Source organism: Streptomyces sp. RerS4 (genome assembly GCF_023515955.1).
In the GTDB taxonomy this organism is placed as follows: domain Bacteria; phylum Actinomycetota; class Actinomycetes; order Streptomycetales; family Streptomycetaceae; genus Streptomyces.
Map to the genome: position 1 here is coordinate 158,956 of NZ_CP097323.1, position 14,827 is coordinate 173,782.

General features: G+C 74.0%; 11 protein-coding genes and 2 pseudogenes. 5 read left to right on the forward strand and 8 right to left on the reverse strand.

Annotation, left to right across the window (positions count from 1 at the left end):
• Positions 1–83: 83 nt before the first annotated feature.
• Both M4D82_RS33535 and M4D82_RS33540 read right to left on the reverse strand, forming a co-directional pair.
• Positions 84–1,418 (reverse strand): cation:proton antiporter, encoded by a 1,335-nt coding sequence (locus M4D82_RS33535; RefSeq protein WP_349637132.1) that lies wholly within the window; start codon positions 1,416–1,418, stop codon positions 84–86.
• 2 nt (positions 1,419–1,420) lie between these two features.
• On the reverse strand, positions 1,421–1,795 hold the full coding sequence (locus M4D82_RS33540; RefSeq protein ID WP_249772692.1) for a hypothetical protein: 375 nt from the start codon (positions 1,793–1,795) through the stop codon (positions 1,421–1,423).
• On the opposite strand from M4D82_RS33540, the pseudogene M4D82_RS33545 reads away from it, so the two are divergent.
• A pseudogene (locus M4D82_RS33545) lies at positions 1,680–2,333 on the forward strand (MFS transporter); the annotation flags it as partial. The gene M4D82_RS33540 and the pseudogene M4D82_RS33545 sit on opposite strands and share 116 nt — an antisense overlap.
• An 81-nt stretch (positions 2,334–2,414) precedes the next feature.
• Here M4D82_RS33545 and M4D82_RS33550 read toward each other — a convergent pair.
• The gene (locus tag M4D82_RS33550; RefSeq protein ID WP_249772694.1) at positions 2,415–2,714 is read right to left on the reverse strand and encodes a hypothetical protein; all 300 of its coding nucleotides are present in this window, start codon (positions 2,712–2,714) and stop codon (positions 2,415–2,417) included.
• A gap of 394 nt (positions 2,715–3,108) precedes the next feature.
• Here M4D82_RS33550 and M4D82_RS33555 point away from each other — a divergent pair, with 394 nt between their 5' ends.
• Together M4D82_RS33555 and M4D82_RS33560 are read left to right on the forward strand one after the other, a co-directional pair.
• Complete coding sequence (locus M4D82_RS33555; protein ID WP_249772696.1) at positions 3,109–4,086, forward strand: hypothetical protein; 978 nt, start codon at positions 3,109–3,111, stop codon at positions 4,084–4,086.
• A gap of 129 nt (positions 4,087–4,215) precedes the next feature.
• The gene (locus tag M4D82_RS33560) at positions 4,216–5,760 is read left to right on the forward strand and encodes an MFS transporter (protein ID WP_249772698.1); all 1,545 of its coding nucleotides are present in this window, start codon (positions 4,216–4,218) and stop codon (positions 5,758–5,760) included.
• Between the two features lie 73 nt (positions 5,761–5,833).
• Here M4D82_RS33560 and M4D82_RS33565 read toward each other — a convergent pair whose 3' ends face one another.
• The 3 genes from M4D82_RS33565 to M4D82_RS33575 form a co-directional block, all read right to left on the reverse strand.
• Positions 5,834–6,172 (reverse strand): DoxX family protein, encoded by a 339-nt coding sequence (locus M4D82_RS33565; RefSeq protein WP_249772700.1) that lies wholly within the window; start codon positions 6,170–6,172, stop codon positions 5,834–5,836.
• Positions 6,173–6,521: 349 nt separating this feature from the next.
• Positions 6,522–7,166 (reverse strand): NAD(P)H oxidoreductase, encoded by a 645-nt coding sequence (locus M4D82_RS33570; protein ID WP_249772702.1) that lies wholly within the window; start codon positions 7,164–7,166, stop codon positions 6,522–6,524.
• Between the two features lie 149 nt (positions 7,167–7,315).
• The gene (locus M4D82_RS33575) at positions 7,316–8,065 is read right to left on the reverse strand and encodes an SDR family oxidoreductase (protein ID WP_249772704.1); all 750 of its coding nucleotides are present in this window, start codon (positions 8,063–8,065) and stop codon (positions 7,316–7,318) included.
• A 156-nt stretch (positions 8,066–8,221) separates the two neighbouring features.
• Between M4D82_RS33575 and M4D82_RS33580 the strand changes: the two genes are divergently transcribed.
• Positions 8,222–11,734, forward strand: coding sequence for an AfsR/SARP family transcriptional regulator (locus M4D82_RS33580; protein WP_249772706.1), 3,513 nt, complete (start codon positions 8,222–8,224; stop codon positions 11,732–11,734).
• Here M4D82_RS33580 and M4D82_RS33585 read toward each other — a convergent pair.
• On the reverse strand, positions 11,694–12,422 hold the full coding sequence (locus M4D82_RS33585) for a hypothetical protein (RefSeq protein WP_249772708.1): 729 nt from the start codon (positions 12,420–12,422) through the stop codon (positions 11,694–11,696). The genes M4D82_RS33580 and M4D82_RS33585 overlap by 41 nt on opposite strands.
• 195 nt (positions 12,423–12,617) lie before the next feature.
• Between M4D82_RS33585 and M4D82_RS33590 the strand changes: the two are divergent.
• Positions 12,618–13,711: pseudogene (locus M4D82_RS33590) on the forward strand (RNA-guided endonuclease InsQ/TnpB family protein).
• 268 nt (positions 13,712–13,979) lie between these two features.
• On the opposite strand, the gene M4D82_RS33595 reads toward M4D82_RS33590, so the two are convergent.
• A complete protein-coding gene (locus M4D82_RS33595; protein WP_249772710.1) occupies positions 13,980–14,720 on the reverse strand; it encodes a class I SAM-dependent methyltransferase in 741 nt (246 codons plus the stop codon).
• Positions 14,721–14,827: the final 107 nt, after the last annotated feature.

Consider the following 14,827-nt stretch of genomic DNA (forward strand, 5'->3'; position numbering starts at 1 on the left):
CAGCGTCGCCGTGTCGCCCAGGGGGTGTCTTTCGGATCAGGGTCGGACAGCCGCGGGCCCGGCCCTGACCCGCCGGACACCCCCTAATGCTTCTCGGCCCGCACCGGCTCCCACAGCCTGCGGTACGCCGCCAGCCGCAGCTCCTCCTCGTCGGTCGTGGCGACCCGGCGCATCGTCCACCGCAGCATCGGCGGCGCCATCAGCGAGGTCACCACGGCCACCAGCACCACCATCGTGTAGGAGGCCGGGGTGAGCACCCCCATCCGCAGCCCGGCGGTGGCGATCACCACCTCGATGACCCCGCGCGCGTTGAGCGCGGCGCCCAGCGCCAGCCCCTCCCACCGGCTGACCCGGCCGGCCAGCGCCCCGAGGAAGACCCCCGCGAACTTGCCGACGACGGCGACCGCCAACACCAGCAGGGCCAGCCCCGCCAGCCGGGAGTCGGCCAGCGCGGTCAGGTCGATGCGCAGCCCCGCCGACGCGAAGAACAGCGGCGCCAGCACCCCGTCGAGCATCCGCCGCAGCGGTTGCAACGCCGTCAGGTCCCCGCGTCCGGACGAGGCGACCGAACCGATCGCCAGCCCGCACGCGAAGGCCCCCACGATCGCCTCCAGACCCAGCGCCTGACTGCCGGCGGCCGCGAACAGGATCAGCACCACCAGCGAGGTCAGCACCGCCCCCGAGGGCCGCTCGCGCTCCAACACCCGCCGCGCCAACGGCCGTACGACCCACACCGCGGCGGCCACCGCCACCGCCAGCGCGGCCAGCGAGCGCACCACGTCACCCGCGTGCAGCCCCGACACCGCCACCGCCGACAGCAGCGACAGCATCACCCAGCCGCACACGTCGTCGAAGACGGCCGCCGCCATGGTCAGCTGCCCCACCCGGCGGTGCATCAGATGCAGGTCGGTCAGTGTCCGCGCGATCACCGGAATGGCGCTCACGCACATGGCGACGCCCATGAACAGCGCGAAGACCAGCGGATCGGTGCCCGGCCCGGCCAGCGTCGCCGGCAGCGCCAACCCGCAGAGCACCCCGCCCGCCAAGGGCACCAACAGCCCGCCCGCGCTCACTCTCAGCGCGGTACCGCGCTGGCGTCGTACGAGCCCCAGGTCCACCTGCGTGCCCGCCAGCGCCACCAGGAACAGCACCCCGAGCAGCCCCACGGCCTCCAGCAGGTGTGCCTGCCCGGCGTCCGGCGGGAACAGCCACCCCGACAGCGCGGGCGCCAGGCTCCCCAACACGGACGGCCCGAGCAGCACCCCGGCGGTCAACTCGCCCACCAGTGACGGCATCCGCCACCGCACCGCCAGCGACCCGAGCAGCGAGGCCAGCGCCAACAGCGCCCCCGCCTGCAACAGGAACAACAACAGCGCGTGCGAGCCGAGCGGCGCCGCCGGCGCCGCGCTCACGATCACCGTCAACTCGACCGCCTTCCCGGGTCGGCCCCCCGCCGCTGCCCATTCTCGGCTTCGCCCGGCGTCCGGACGTCTCCTGGAATGCGCACCGGCACGCCCCAAACCACCTTCGCATTCTGGGAGTTGGAGGTAGGTTCGGTGCTCGCGACGATGATGCGTCCGTACCGCAGGAAGCCCCGGTCAGGAGAGCCCATGACCTCGCCCACGCCCCCGTCCTCCTCCCACCGCCGGGCGGTCACCGCCACGGTCGTCGGCAACTTCGTGGAGTCCTTCGACTGGCTCGCGTACGCCCTCTTCGCCCCGCTCTTCGCCCCCCTGTTCTTCCCGTCCTCGCACCCGCTCACCTCCCTCCTCGGCGCCTTCGCGGTCCTCGGCATCGGCGTCCTCGCCCGGCCGGCCGGCGGCGTCCTCCTCGCCCGATTCGCCGACCGGCGCGGCCGCAGACCCGCCCTCATGCTGGCCATCGGCCTCATGACCGGCGCCTCGCTCCTCATCGCCCTCACCCCCGACTACAGCCGCATCGGCCTGGCCGCACCGCTCCTGCTGCTCCTCGCCCGCATCGCGCAGGGCGTCTCCGCCGGCGGCGAATGGCCCACCGCCGCCGCCTACCTGATGGAACAGGCCCCGCGCGGCAGGGCCTGCCTCTACGGCAGCCTCTTCTCCCTCACCACCGCCTCCGGGGTCCTCCTCGCCTCCCTCCTCGGCGCGGGACTCACCGGCTCGCTCGGGCCGGCGGCGATGGCCTCGTGGGGCTGGCGGGTGCCGTTCCTCGTCGGCGCCGCCCTCGGGGTCGTCCTCATGGTGATGCGCGCCCGGATGACCGAGACGGAGGTCTTCCGGCGCGAGGTCCAGGGCCGCCCCACGCGCGGCTCGCTGCGCCGCGTCCTGGTCGAGCACCGGCGCCCGGTGCTCGTCTCGGTGCTCTTCGTCGCGGGCATCGCCACCGTCGGCGGCACCTGGACCGCCGTCGTCCCGGCGATGGGGGCCCGCCTCACCTCACCGGGGACGATGTTCTGGGTGGTGGTCGGCGGCACCGCCCTGGTGATCGTGGCCAACGTGCCCCTCGGCCTGCTCGCCGACAAGGTCGGTCCCCGCCGCTTCCTCGCCGCCGCCAGCGCCCTGTTCGCCGTCGTCGGCGCGTACGGGTACCTCACCATGAGCGCGGACGTCGCGAGCCTGCTGCTCGCCTACGGCAGCGGCGCCGTCTTCCTCACCTGCGCCACCACCAGCCTGCCCGCGATCCTGGCGGGCATCTTCCCGCCCGAGGTCCGCGTCCTGGGCATCGGCCTGCCGCACGCCCTCACCACCGCCGCCCTCGGCGGCGTGGCCCCCGCACTCGCCACCTACCTGGCCGAGCGCGACGCCTCGGGCTGGTTCATCGCCGGCGCGATGACCGCCGTCCTCCTCTCCCTCCCGGCCGCCGCCCTCGCCACCACGCTCGTACGCGCCACCGCCCCCGACGGCTCCGGCGCGGCCGGCGCCTTCGCCACCGCGGCCGCCCCCGCCGCCGACCGCTCCGACGCGGCCACGCGGGGACCCCGCCCGGCGCCGGCCGCCGCGCCGCCGACCGGACCTGCGGCCGGACCCGGCCGCCGCCACCCGGCCCTGACCGGCGCGCCCGTGCGTACGCCGCCGCGCACCCCGCCCCGGCCCTCACCCCGTCCCCGCCCCGCCTCCCGAGAAGGAAGCCATGACCCAGGTCGCGCCCCGTCCCGCCGCAACCGGCCGCACACCCCGTCCCACCCGTACCCCGTCCTTCTTCTTCAACGGCCACGCCCCGCGCCGCCGCGCCCTCGTCCTCGTGCTCGGCGCGCTCGTCGGCTTCGCCCTGACCGTCGTCTGGTCGGCGGAGTTCGTCGACCAGACCATCGGCGCCAACGTCTCCGAGGCCCTCCTCGGCCACCCCGCCAAGGACGCCCCGCTCACCGGCGCCCTCGCCGGCATCGCCTTCGCCCTCGCCACCGGAGTCGCGGGCACCTTCACCGCCTGCAACATCGCCGTCTTCAGCGCCGTCGCGCCCCTCGCCGGCCAGGTCGCCACCCGCCGCGGCCGGGTCGTCGCCGCCCTGCGCCCCCTCGGGCAGCTCGCCGCCGGCGCGCTCGTCGTCTCCGCCGCGTACGGGGTCGTCGTCGCCCTCGTCGGCACCGGCATGCCGCAGTTCCAGACGGCCCCCTCGGCCGGAGGCTTCTCGCCCCGCCTGATCCAGGCCATGGTCGTCTACGGGGTCATGGGCCTGGCCATGACCTACCTCGGCCTCGCCGCCGCCGGCCTGGTGCGCGACCCGCTCGCCCGGCTGACCGCCCGCTTCCCCGGCGCGCCCATGTTCGTCATGGGCGCCATGACCGGTGCCCTGCTCATCGGCCGCCCCTTCGGGCTGTTCCGCCAACTGTTCCGCGACGCCGCCGAAAGCCACAACGTGCTCTACGGAGCCGCCGCGTTCGCCCTCCAGTCCCTCGGCAACATCGTCATCGTCGCGCTGCTCTTCCTGATCGTCACCGGCCTCTTCGGCGACCGCCTGCACCGCCGGCTCACCGCGAAGCCGAGCCGGGTCTCCGCCCTGATGGCCGGCGCGTTCGTCGCCGCGGGCGTCTTCATGGTCCTGTACTGGGACGTGCGCATGCTCGCCCGTCGCGACCTCATCTGGTACCCCCTGGCCCCCTGGGCGTAGGGTCCCCGCGCCGGGGCCCGGCCCCCTCCCGGGCCCCGGCGGCTCGTCCCCGCCGGCCGATCCTTGACCGGAACACCACCGCAACACCATCCGAGCCGAACCCGAGACGCGGCGCCGCACGCTGCTCCCATGACTTCGACGACCACCGCCCCCGACACCTCAGAGGCACTTCCCACCCGGGCCGGCCCCCGCCAGTGGCTGGGCCTCGCCGTCCTGCTCCTGCCCGTCACCCTGATGACCGCCGACCTCGGCGTCCTGTGGCTGGCCACCCCGTACCTGACCGCCGACCTGCGCCCCTCCAGCAGCGAACTGCTCTGGACCACCGACATGTACGGCTTCATGACGGCCGGCTTCCTGGTGATCATGGGCACGCTCGGGGACCGCATCGGGCGCCGCAAGCTGCTGCTCGCCGGATCCGTCGGAGTCATCGCCGCGTCGCTGCTCGCCGCGTACGCCCCGAACCCCACCACCCTGATCGTGGCCCGCGCCCTGCTCGGCGTCGCCGGCGCCGCCGTCCTCCCGTCGACGCTCGCGCTCATCAGCCACATGTTCGCCGACGCCCGCCAGCGGGCCACCGCCATCGCCATGTGGGTCACCGCCCTGTCCGTCGGCATCGCCATCGGCCCCGTCATCGGCGGCGTCCTGCTGAACAGCTTCTGGTGGGGCTCGGTCTTCCTGCTCGGCGTCCCCGTCATGATCCCGGTCGTCCTCCTGGCGCCGCTGCTGCTCCCCGAGTACCGCGACCCGTCCGCCGGCCGCATCGACCTGCCCAGCGCCGGACTGTTCCTGCTGGCGATCCTTCCCGTCGTCTACGGCATCAAGAAGCTCGCCGAGTTCGGCCCCGAGGGCTCCCACCTGGCGGCCATCGCGGTCGGCGCCGTCTTCGCCGTCCTCTTCGTCCGCCGCCAGAACCGGCTCGCCACCCCGCTGCTCGACCTGAGGCTCTTCTCCAGTCGCGCCTTCACCGGCGCCCTGCTGGCCCTGCTGCTCGGCATGATGGCCCTCAACGGCATCGAGTACCTGGTCCCGCAGTACCTGCTCGCCATCGGCGGCCTGACCCCGCTCGCCGCCGGCCTGTGGCTGCTGCCCGGAGCGGCCGGCCTGGTCCTCGGCTCCCAGCTGACCCCCGTCCTCGCCCGCCGCGTCCGCCCCGCCCACGTGATCCTCGCCGGGCTGGCCTTCACCCTGATCGGCTTCTGGCTCTCGACGGTCGACGGCGTCGTGGCCGTCTCCCTCGGCCTCACGCTGGTCATGTTCGGCATCGCCCCGATCAGCGTCCTCGGCACCGCCCTCGCGGTGGGCTCCGCCCCGGCGGAGAAGGCCGGTTCGGCGGCGGCGACCGGGCAGACCGCGTACGACCTCGGCCTGGCCCTCGGCATCGCCGGCACCGGCAGCGTCGCGGTGGCCGTCTACCGCGACGACGTCGCCTCGGCCGCCCCGGCCGGCATCCCCGCCGAGGCGCTGGCCTCGGCCCGCGACACCATCGGCGGCGCGACCGACGCCGCCGCGCGGCTGCCCGAAGCCCTCGGCGCCGACCTGCTCACCGCCGCCCGGGACGCGTTCGCCTCCGGCTTCCACTCGGCCTCCCTGGTCAGCGCGGGCCTCGCCCTCCTGACGGCGGTGGCGGTAGCGGCCCTCCTGCGCCGCATCCCCCCGATCGGCGGCGGCGAGTAACCCCGCCCGCCCGACGCCCACACGCACCGAGGGGCTGCTCTCCACGAGCAGCCCCTCGGTGCGTGCGCGCGTCTCAGACCAGCGCGAGGACGGCGACGGCCGGAGCCGCGTAGATCATCGGGAAGGCGACGTGCGCGTACGAGCGCGCGCGCAGCACCGTGATGACGGCCCCCGTGAAGTACAGGACCAGCCCGACGGCCGCGGCGACGCCGACGGCCGGCACCAGGAACCCGACGAGCAGTCCGACCGCTCCCGCGACCTTGGATGTGGCGAGCCACATCCACCACGACTTCGGCACGCCGTACTCGACCAGCGGCTCGACCACGAACGCGGCGCCACGGAAGATGGAGAACCCGGAGAAGGCGGCCATGAAGGCGGCGACGAGGGTGACGATCGTGGCGGTGGTGGACATCAGAGGCTCCTCGGAGGGGTGGTGATCCGGCGTGCCGCGTGCGGCACACCCCCATGACCCGCCGCCCGCCACGAATGTGACAGCTCGCCGGAATCGTTGTTCGGCGAGCACCGCCGGCAGCCGCCACGCGTCACGAACGCCGCCCGTCAGGCGTCGGTGTCCGCTCCGCGAAACGCGAAGGTCCGGTGGCGCGCCCCCCTCCAGGCGTGCCACCGGACCCGTCTCGGATCGCTCCGAGGTATCGCTCTCCCACTCGCTTCTCGCGCTCTTCGCCTCTCTCCCTCTCCGTTCTCCCTTCGTCGTGTCCTTGCCTGCCGAACGGCCTGTCGAGCCGCCTGTCGAACAGGTCTCAGATCCCCACCGGTATCGCCGTGCCGGCCGTGGCCGGTGCCTCGGTGCCGTCGAATTCCGCGAGCACCGCCTCGGCCGCCGCGAACACCTCCCGCGCCCGCTCCTGCCGTAACGTCTCCGGGATCCCCGAGAACTCCGTGCCGTACAGGAGCCGCACCGCCGACTCGCCGACCCCGCAGAACTCCGATATGCCGACCCGCAGTTGCAGCTCCAACGCCGTCCCGAGCCCGGTGCTCTCGTAGTATTCCGCCGCGTGCCCCGCGAGGCCCAGCCACAGCATCCGCTTGCCGGCCAGGCGCGGCTTGCTGCGCCCGTAGGCGAAGCCGTAGTTCCACACCCGTTCGATCCAGCCCTTCACCACCGCCGGCGGCGCGAACCACCACACCGGGAAGACCACCACGAGGTCGTCGGCCTCCTCGATGCGCCGCATGTGCGCGTGCACCTCGGGGGAGTACCGCTTCTCGCGGTCCAGCCAGTCGGGTTCGTCCCGCGGCGTCAGCCTCGGGTCGAAGCCCTCGGCGTACAGGTCCAGCAGGTCCACGGAGTTCCCCGCCGCCTCCGCCCGGAGGCGGGCGCGCTCCGCGACCTGCGCGGTCAGGGAGTCGCCTCGGGGATGGGCCACTACGAGCAGGGTCCTGGACACGGGACGGCCTCCAGACAGGGGCGAACGCGAGTGCGGGCTTCGGGGTGGTGTGCGGAGGGGATGTCCGGTCACCGGCGCGGGGGTTCGCGGTGACCGGACACCCGGGTCGGGCCCCGCCGGTACCGGGGCCCGACCGGATCAGGGGGGCGTCAGACGCCCATCCCGGAGCCGCCGGAGACGTCGATGTTCTGGCCGGTCACCCAGCGGGCGTCGTCGGTGGCCAGGAAGGCCACCACATCGGCCACGTCGTCCGGCTGCCCGACCCGGTTGAAGACCGAGAAGCCGGCGGCGTGCGCCTTGGCGGCCGGGTCGGCCATCCACGGGTGGATGTCGGTCTCGATCGTGCCGGGCGACACCGCGTTGACGGTGATCTGACGCGAACCCAGCGTCTGGGCCAGCGTCAGGGTCAGCACCTCGACCGCGCCCTTGCTCGCCGCGTAGGAGGTCATCCCCGGGAAGGCGACCTTCGTGACACCGGACGAGATGTTGATGATGCGGCCACCGTCGCGCAGCCGGTCCAGACCCTTCTGGATGATGAAGAAGGGGGCCTTGGCGTTGATCGCGAAGACCTTGTCGTAATCGGCCTCCGACACCTCGTGGATCAGACCGGGGCCCGCGATGCCGGCGTTGTTGACCAGGATGTCCAGGCCCTCGGCGTGCTCGTCGAAGGCCGCCCACAGCGCGTCCGCGTCGCCCGGCACCCCGAGTTCGGCGCGGATGGCGAACGCCTGCCCGCCCGCCGCCTCGATCGTGTTGACCGTTTCCTTCGCCGCCGCCTCGTTCCCGGCGTAGTGCACGGCGACCCGGGCGCCCTCGGCGGCCAGCGCCAGGGCGATGGCGCGGCCGATACCGCGGCTCGAACCGGTCACCAGTGCCGTCTTGCCGTCAAGCTTTCCCATGGCGGGGCTCCCTCTTGCTTCTCGTTCTCTACGTCGCTTCGTCCTCGCCGGTCGCCTCCCTTGCGGCCCCGACGTGATTCAGAGTGCGAGCGGGCGGCTCGGATCCGGCTCGGGTTCTGTTACGGCCCTGTTCGGACCCCGGGTTACGGTGACCGCATGCGATTCGGGGTGCTGGGACAGCTGGCCGTGTGGACGAGCGAGGGAACGCCCGTCAGGGTTCCCGAACTGAAGGTGCGGACCCTCCTCGCCTCCCTCCTGGTCGACGCCGGCCGCCCCGTCGCCACCCACCGCCTCATCGACGACCTGTGGGGCGAGGAACCCCCCGGCAACCCCACCCGCGCCCTCCAGGCGAAGGTCTCCCAACTGCGCCGCGCCCTGGACGAAGCCGAACCCGGCGCCCGCGACCTCGTGGAGTCCCAGGCCCCCGGCTACGTCCTGCGCGCCCCCGACGGCGCCCTCGACAGCGCCGCCTTCACCGCCCTCGCCGCCCGCGCCCGCGCCGCCGCCGAGCCGGCCGTACGCGCCTCCCTGTTCGCCGACGCCCTCGCCGTCTGGCGCGGCCCCGCCTTCGCCGACTTCGAGGAAGACCCCTTCACCCGCGCCGCCGCCAACCGCCTGGAGGAGGAACGGCTCGTCGTACGCGAGGAACACGCCGAGGCCCGCCTCGCACTCGGCGAACACGCGCAGCTCGTCGGGGAACTCGCCGAACTCGTCGCCCGCCACCCCCTGCGCGAACGGCTGCGCGCCGCCCACCTGCGCGCCCTTTACCGCGCGGGCCGCCAGAGCGAGGCCCTGGCCGGCTACGAGGACCTGCGCGCCCGCCTCGCCGAGGACCTCGGCCTCGACCCCAGCCCCGCCCTGACCGCCCTCCAGCGGGCCATCCTCACGCAGGACCCCGAACTCGCCGCCCCGCGCCCGGACGCGACCCCCTCCGTGCCCGCGCCCCGGACCGTCCCCGTATCCCCGACCCCCGCCGCGCCCCGCACCAACCTCCCCGCCGCCCTCTCCCCACTGCTGGGCCGCGACCAGGCCGTGGCGGCCGTCCGCGAACTCGTCGCCGGCCGGCGCCTGGTCACCCTCACCGGCCCCGGCGGCGTCGGCAAGACCCGCCTCGCCATCGAGACGGCCGCCGGCCTCGACCCGGACGCCTTCCGCGACGGCATCTGGCTCGTGGAACTCGCCGGCGTCGGCGCCAACCCCGCCCGCCGCCCGGAGGCCGACGAGGCCGCCCCGCCCGGCCGGGCCGCCCCCACCGGCGTGGCGCCTCCCGGGTCCCGTACCACAGAGGTCGCCGAGGCCGTCGCCGGGGCGCTGGGCATCCGCGACGACGCCGTCTGGGGCCTCGTCCCCGCCGAACAGCGGCGCCTGACGGCCGGGCAACGCCTGGCCGCCACCCTGCGCGACCGCGAGCTGCTCCTCGTACTCGACAACTGCGAGCACCTCGTGGACGAGGTCGCCGAACTCGCCGAACTGCTCCTGCGCACCGCGCCCGGCCTGCGCATCCTGACGACCAGCCAGGAAGCCCTCGCCCTGGCCGGCGAGACCCTGTGGACGGTCCCCACCCTCGAACTCCAGGCGGCCGTCGAACTCTTCACCGCCCGCGCCGCCGCCACCGCGCCCGGCTTCGCCCTCCAGGCCGACAACCGCGAGAGCGTCGAGGCCATCTGCGCCCGCCTCGACGGCATCCCCCTCGCCCTCGAACTCGCCGCGACCCGCGTCCGCGCCCTCGGCGTGCGCGGCGTCCTCGACCGCCTCGACGACCGCTTCCGCCTCCTCAGCTCCGGCCGTCGGGGCGCCCCCGCCCGCCAGCAGACCCTGCGCGCCGTCATCGACTGGAGCTGGGAGCTGCTCGGCGCCCCCGAACGGGCCGTGCTGCGCCGCCTCGCCGTCCACGCCGAGGGCTGCACCCTGGAGGCCGCCGAGGAGGTGTGCGCGGGCGAGGACATCGACCCCGCCGACGTGCTCGACCTGCTCGCCCGCCTGGTCGACCGCTCCCTGCTGGCCCTCACGCCCACCCCGGCCGGCCCCCGCTACCGGCTGCTGGAGTCCGTGGCCGCGTACTGCGCCGAACGCCTCACCGAAGCCGGCGAGGAGCGGCCCGTGCGCGCCCGCCACCTCGCCCACCACCTGGCCCTCGCCGAGCGGGCCGCCCCCGCCCTGCTCGCCGCCGGGCAGCGCGACTGGCTGGAGCGCCTCGACACCGAGGCCGCCAACCTCCGCGCCGCCCTGGCGCACGCGCTGACCCTGGCGGGCGGCGTCGACGGAGCGGGGACCGTTGACGGCGTTAACGGCGTCAACGCCGTCAACGGTCCCGGCTCCGCAACCCCGGCCGGCGCCAACGCCCTTAACGGCGTCAATCGCGTTGACGGCGTTAACGCCGTTAAGGCCGGCACCGCCCAGGACGGTCCCGCCGACGCCGCCCTGCGCCTGGTCCGGGCCCTGTCCTGGTACTGGGTCCTGCGCGGCCGGCTCGGCGAAGGACGCCGCTTCCTGGAGGCGGCCCTCGCCGCCCCCGGCGAGGCCACACCCGCCCTGCGCGCCCGCGTCGAGGTCCTGCGTACCGGCTTCGCCATCATGGCCGGCGAGGGCGCCGACCGCGCCGACCGCATCCGCCGCTCCCTGCGCCCCTACGAGGACCAGCGGATCGGTACCGCACACGACCTCGCCCACGCCCGCTGGTTCCTGGGCCACGCCCTGTGCGGCACCGGCGACCTCACCTCCGGCCGCGACCTCACCGAACGCTCCCTCGAAGGCTTCGCCGCCGCCCGCGACGACTGGGGCACCGCCGCCGCCCTCGCCGACCGCTCCGCCCAACGCCTCCTGGCCGGCGACCTCGACGGCGCCGCCCGCGACGGCACCCGCAGCGCCGCCCTCTTCGCCGAACTCGGCGACGGCGCCGCCCGCCTCTGGTCCGTGTACCCCCTCGCCATGCTCGCGGAGATCCACGGCGACTACCCCGAGGCCACCCGGCTGCGCCGCGAGGGCCTCGACAGCGCCGAGCACCTCGGCCTGACCACCCAGGCCGCCGACCTCCTGTCGGGCCTCGGCCGCGGCGCCCTGCTGACCGGCGACCTCGACGCCGCCCGGGACCTGCACGAACGCTCCCGCCGGCTCGCCGCCGAACAGGGCTTCCAGGCCGGGGAGATCAACGCCGTCCTCGGCCTCGGTCTCGGCGCCCGCCGCGCCGGCGACCTCGACGAGGCCGAGGCCCACATGCGCCGCGTCCTCGACTGGCACCGCTCCGTCGGCCTCGACGGCGCCAACGCCCTGGTCCTGGCCGAACTCGGCTACGCCGCCGAACTGCGCGGCGACGCCGAAGCCGCCCTCGCCCTCCAGGAGGAAGGCCTCGCCATGGCCCGTACCACCGGAGACCCGCGCGCCCTCGCCCTGGCCCTCGAAGGCCTCTCCGGCGCCCACGCCCTGGCCGGCCGCCACACCACCGCGGCCGCCCTCCTCGGCGCCGCCGACGCCGCCCGCCGCTCCGCCGGCGCCCCCCTCCCCCCGGCCGAACGCGCCGACGTGGACCGCATCACCACCGCGGCCCACACCGCCCTGGGCCCGACCGCCTTCAAGGAGGCCTACGACCGGGGCGCCGGCCTCCCGGCCCCCACCGCCTACTCCGACCTCGTCACGAGATCCCGTACCACTGGCTGGCCCAGCCGGTGTTGATCGTGCTCGTGGACTGCTCGGCGAGGTTCACCGTGGCCGGCAGCGAGGTCTGGCCCGTCAGGACGGTGCTGTAGCGCAGCTTCGGCGGGGCCAGGCCGGCGTTGACGGAGATGCCGGCGCCGGTGGACTTCAGGGTCAGGGCGTTGGTGGCCCAGTTCCCGTTCAGCAGCAGGGCGATGAAGTACGTACCGGGAGCGGCGGTGAACGGCTTGGCCAGCGGGAACGGCTTCGCGATCGGGTCGGTCATCAGCTGCGGGGAGATGTCCGCGGTGGAGGCCACCAGCGTGCCGCGTTCGTCGTACACGCCGAGGTGGCAGTTCGACAGCTGCGCCGCCGGGTCGATGCCGGCCAGGCCCAGCCAGATGTTCGACCAGGTGATCGGCTCGCGCAGGACGATCCGTACCAGGGTGACCCGTCCGCCGACCCCGGCGGCCGACTGGGCCGTCACGTGCCCGGCGTCGTTCGGGTCGCCGGTCCAGGCCAGCAGGTTCTGGTCCTGCGGCCGGGGCCCGTCGAACCCGCCGCCCGCGGGCGCCGACCCCGACCCGGACGCCGACGCGGGCGCCGAGGGGGCCGGAGTCGAACCCGGAGCCGAACCCGGCGCCCCGGTCGTGCAGCCGGCCAGGACGAACAGCGCCGCGAGCGCGGCGCACAGTCCGGTCGCGGCGGTGGTGGTGCGGGCGCGCATGGCGGTTCCCCCCGTGAAGTGCGGCTATACCGAGGGCCATCCCTCATCTTGCAGGCTATCCCCGCCTTTGGGCGGGGAGGGAATGCATCCTTGCCCCGGATCCGCGCAGCGGCGGAGTCCGCTGCGTTGTCAGTGGCGGTCCGTAGGGTGATCGGGTCAGCCGTGACCTGGGAAAACCGGAGGGGGTGGGCCGCGTTGATCCGTGCGTACAGGTTCTGATGCGGCCCACGGTCGGCCGGGCGATCGCGCTGGGCGAGATGCTGCGTGATCACTGTTCCCTCTACAACGGCGCGTTGCAGGAGCGTCGGGACGCCTACCGGCATGTCTCCAGGACGACGGTCCGGTACGGGCAGCAGTCCGCGCAGCTCAAGGAGATCCGGGCGTTCGACCAGGAGCGGCAGGGGCGCTGGTCGTTCTCCTCTCAGCAGGCGACGCTTCGCCGTCTGGACAAGGCGTTCGCCGCGTTCTTCCGCCGGATCAAGGCCGGCGACAAGCCGGGATACCCCCGTTTTCGTGGGGTGGGCCGGTTCGACACGGTCGTCATTCCCAAGGACGGTGACGGCTGCCGCTGGGACTCCACCCCGCACGACTCCGTCACCCGCGTCCGTTTCCAGGGCGTGGGCCACGTCAAGGTGCACCGGCACCGGCCGGTGGTCGGGCGGGTCAAGACCGTGTCGGTCAAGCGTGAGGGCAAGCGCGGGTACGTGGTGCTGACCGCCGAGCAGACCGAGCCCGAGCGGCTGCCCGCGACCGGGTCCGTGGTCGGCATCGACATGGGCATCGTCTCCTTCCTCACCACGTCCAACGGTGAGCATGTCGCCAATCCCCGCCACGGGGCCAGGGCCGCCGCGAAGTTCGAAGCGGCACAGCAGGCGCTCAGCCGGTGCAAGCGCGGGTCGAAGCGCCGCCGCAAGGCCGTCGCCAGGGTTGCCACCCTGCACCGCAAGGTCCGCCGTCAGCGTCTCGACCACGCCCACAAGACCGCTCTTGACCTGGTCCGCGGGCACGATGTGATCGCGCACGAAGACCTCGGGATCCGCAGCATGAGCAAGGCCCCTGCTCCGAAGCCGGGCCCCGACCAGCCGGGCCACTTCCTGCCCAACGGGGCCGCCGCCAAGGCCGGGCTGAACCGGACCTGCCCCGAATGCGGGCACGTCTCAGCGGAGAACCGGCCCACCCAGGAGAAGTTCCACTGCGTCTCGTGCGGCCACACCGCGCACGCCGACGTCGTGGGCGCCCTGAACGTCATACGGGCCGGGCTGGTCCGTCGCGAAGCCCAACCGGCATAGCGAGAAGCCCCCTCATTCATGAAGGGGAGGAGTCACGGTCACATGCCCCACCCGCGCGCCCCACGCCGGCATTCGTAAGCGGAATCCACCCGTGCTATAGTCGATCTTGAGCTCGCCGCCGCGAACCACGGCAGCGGGCCCGGCGTTGGTGGTCCAAGGAAAGACACCCCACTTCCTGTGGGGGGATGCAGGTGCAAGGCCTGCCCAGCGCTCGACCGAAAGGCCCCGGCCTCCCCACGGAGACCGGGGCCTTTCCCGTATCCCGTGGTCAGGCGCGGCAGCGCAGCATCTCCAGCGGCGGGTTGCCGGCGAAGTCGGCCCAGAACTCCTCGCCGTACTCGCGCACGCCGGCGTCGGAGATGGTCAGCGGGACCCAGGTCAGGTCGGTGAAGCCGGCCGCCCGCAGCGAGTTCTCGTAGACCTCGCGGCTCGGCGGGTTGGCGGCGAAGGCGATCGGCGGGTCGAGCAGGGCCGTGACCCGTACGCGCGGCCCGATCTCGGTCTCCGCGCCGTCCGGCTCGCACGTGAAGCCGTACTTCGCCAGCGACGGACCGTCGAACCGGAAGCCGGGGCTCTGCCCGAAGAGGAAGAACTCCGCCCCCTCCGCGAGGCTGCGGTGGATGTGGCGACACATCCGCTCGATGGTCGCGACGCTGTCGGCGTAGTTGAACGCCTGCACCGCGATCGCGAGGTCGAAGGGCTCGTCGAAGGCGCGCAGCTCGGCGATGTCCCCGATCTCGTAGTCGATGCCCAGCGGATCCTTCTCCTCGATGGCCCGCGCGGCGGCGATCATCTCGCCGGAGATGTCGACGCCCAGGACGTGCGAGGCGCCCCGGCGCTTGAACTCCCGGCTGTAGAAGCCGGTTCCGCAGGCGAGGTCGAGGATCGACCTGCCCTGTACGTCCCCGACGAGGCCCAGGAACCCGGGCACCTCGCCGTAGCGTGCGAGAGGGAGGGTCTTGAAGCCCTCGAACGCCTCGCCGATCTCGTCGTACAACTGACCGCTCATCGTACTGTCCCCCTGTTCATGGCCTCGGCGTCGCCGGGCCGCAGCAGCGTGTGGCGGAAAGTCTCCCTCTCACCGGTGGCAGGTTCGTATGGGCGAAAGTAACGAAG

What these genes read in the sequence shown, in the direction of transcription:
- M4D82_RS33580 (WP_249772706.1), top strand. Translation starts at nt 8,222, where the DNA reads ATGCGATTCGGGGTGCTGGGACAGCTGGCCGTGTGGACGAGCGAGGGA.
- M4D82_RS33555 (WP_249772696.1), top strand. Translation starts at nt 3,109, where the DNA reads ATGACCCAGGTCGCGCCCCGTCCCGCCGCAACCGGCCGCACACCCCGT.
- M4D82_RS33560 (WP_249772698.1), top strand. Translation starts at nt 4,216, where the DNA reads ATGACTTCGACGACCACCGCCCCCGACACCTCAGAGGCACTTCCCACC.
- M4D82_RS33540 (WP_249772692.1), bottom strand. Translation starts at nt 1,795, where the DNA reads ATGCCGAGGACCGCGAAGGCGCCGAGGAGGGAGGTGAGCGGGTGCGAG.
- M4D82_RS33565 (WP_249772700.1), bottom strand. Translation starts at nt 6,172, where the DNA reads ATGTCCACCACCGCCACGATCGTCACCCTCGTCGCCGCCTTCATGGCC.
- M4D82_RS33575 (WP_249772704.1), bottom strand. Translation starts at nt 8,065, where the DNA reads ATGGGAAAGCTTGACGGCAAGACGGCACTGGTGACCGGTTCGAGCCGC.
- M4D82_RS33595 (WP_249772710.1), bottom strand. Translation starts at nt 14,720, where the DNA reads ATGAGCGGTCAGTTGTACGACGAGATCGGCGAGGCGTTCGAGGGCTTC.
- M4D82_RS33585 (WP_249772708.1), bottom strand. Translation starts at nt 12,422, where the DNA reads ATGCGCGCCCGCACCACCACCGCCGCGACCGGACTGTGCGCCGCGCTC.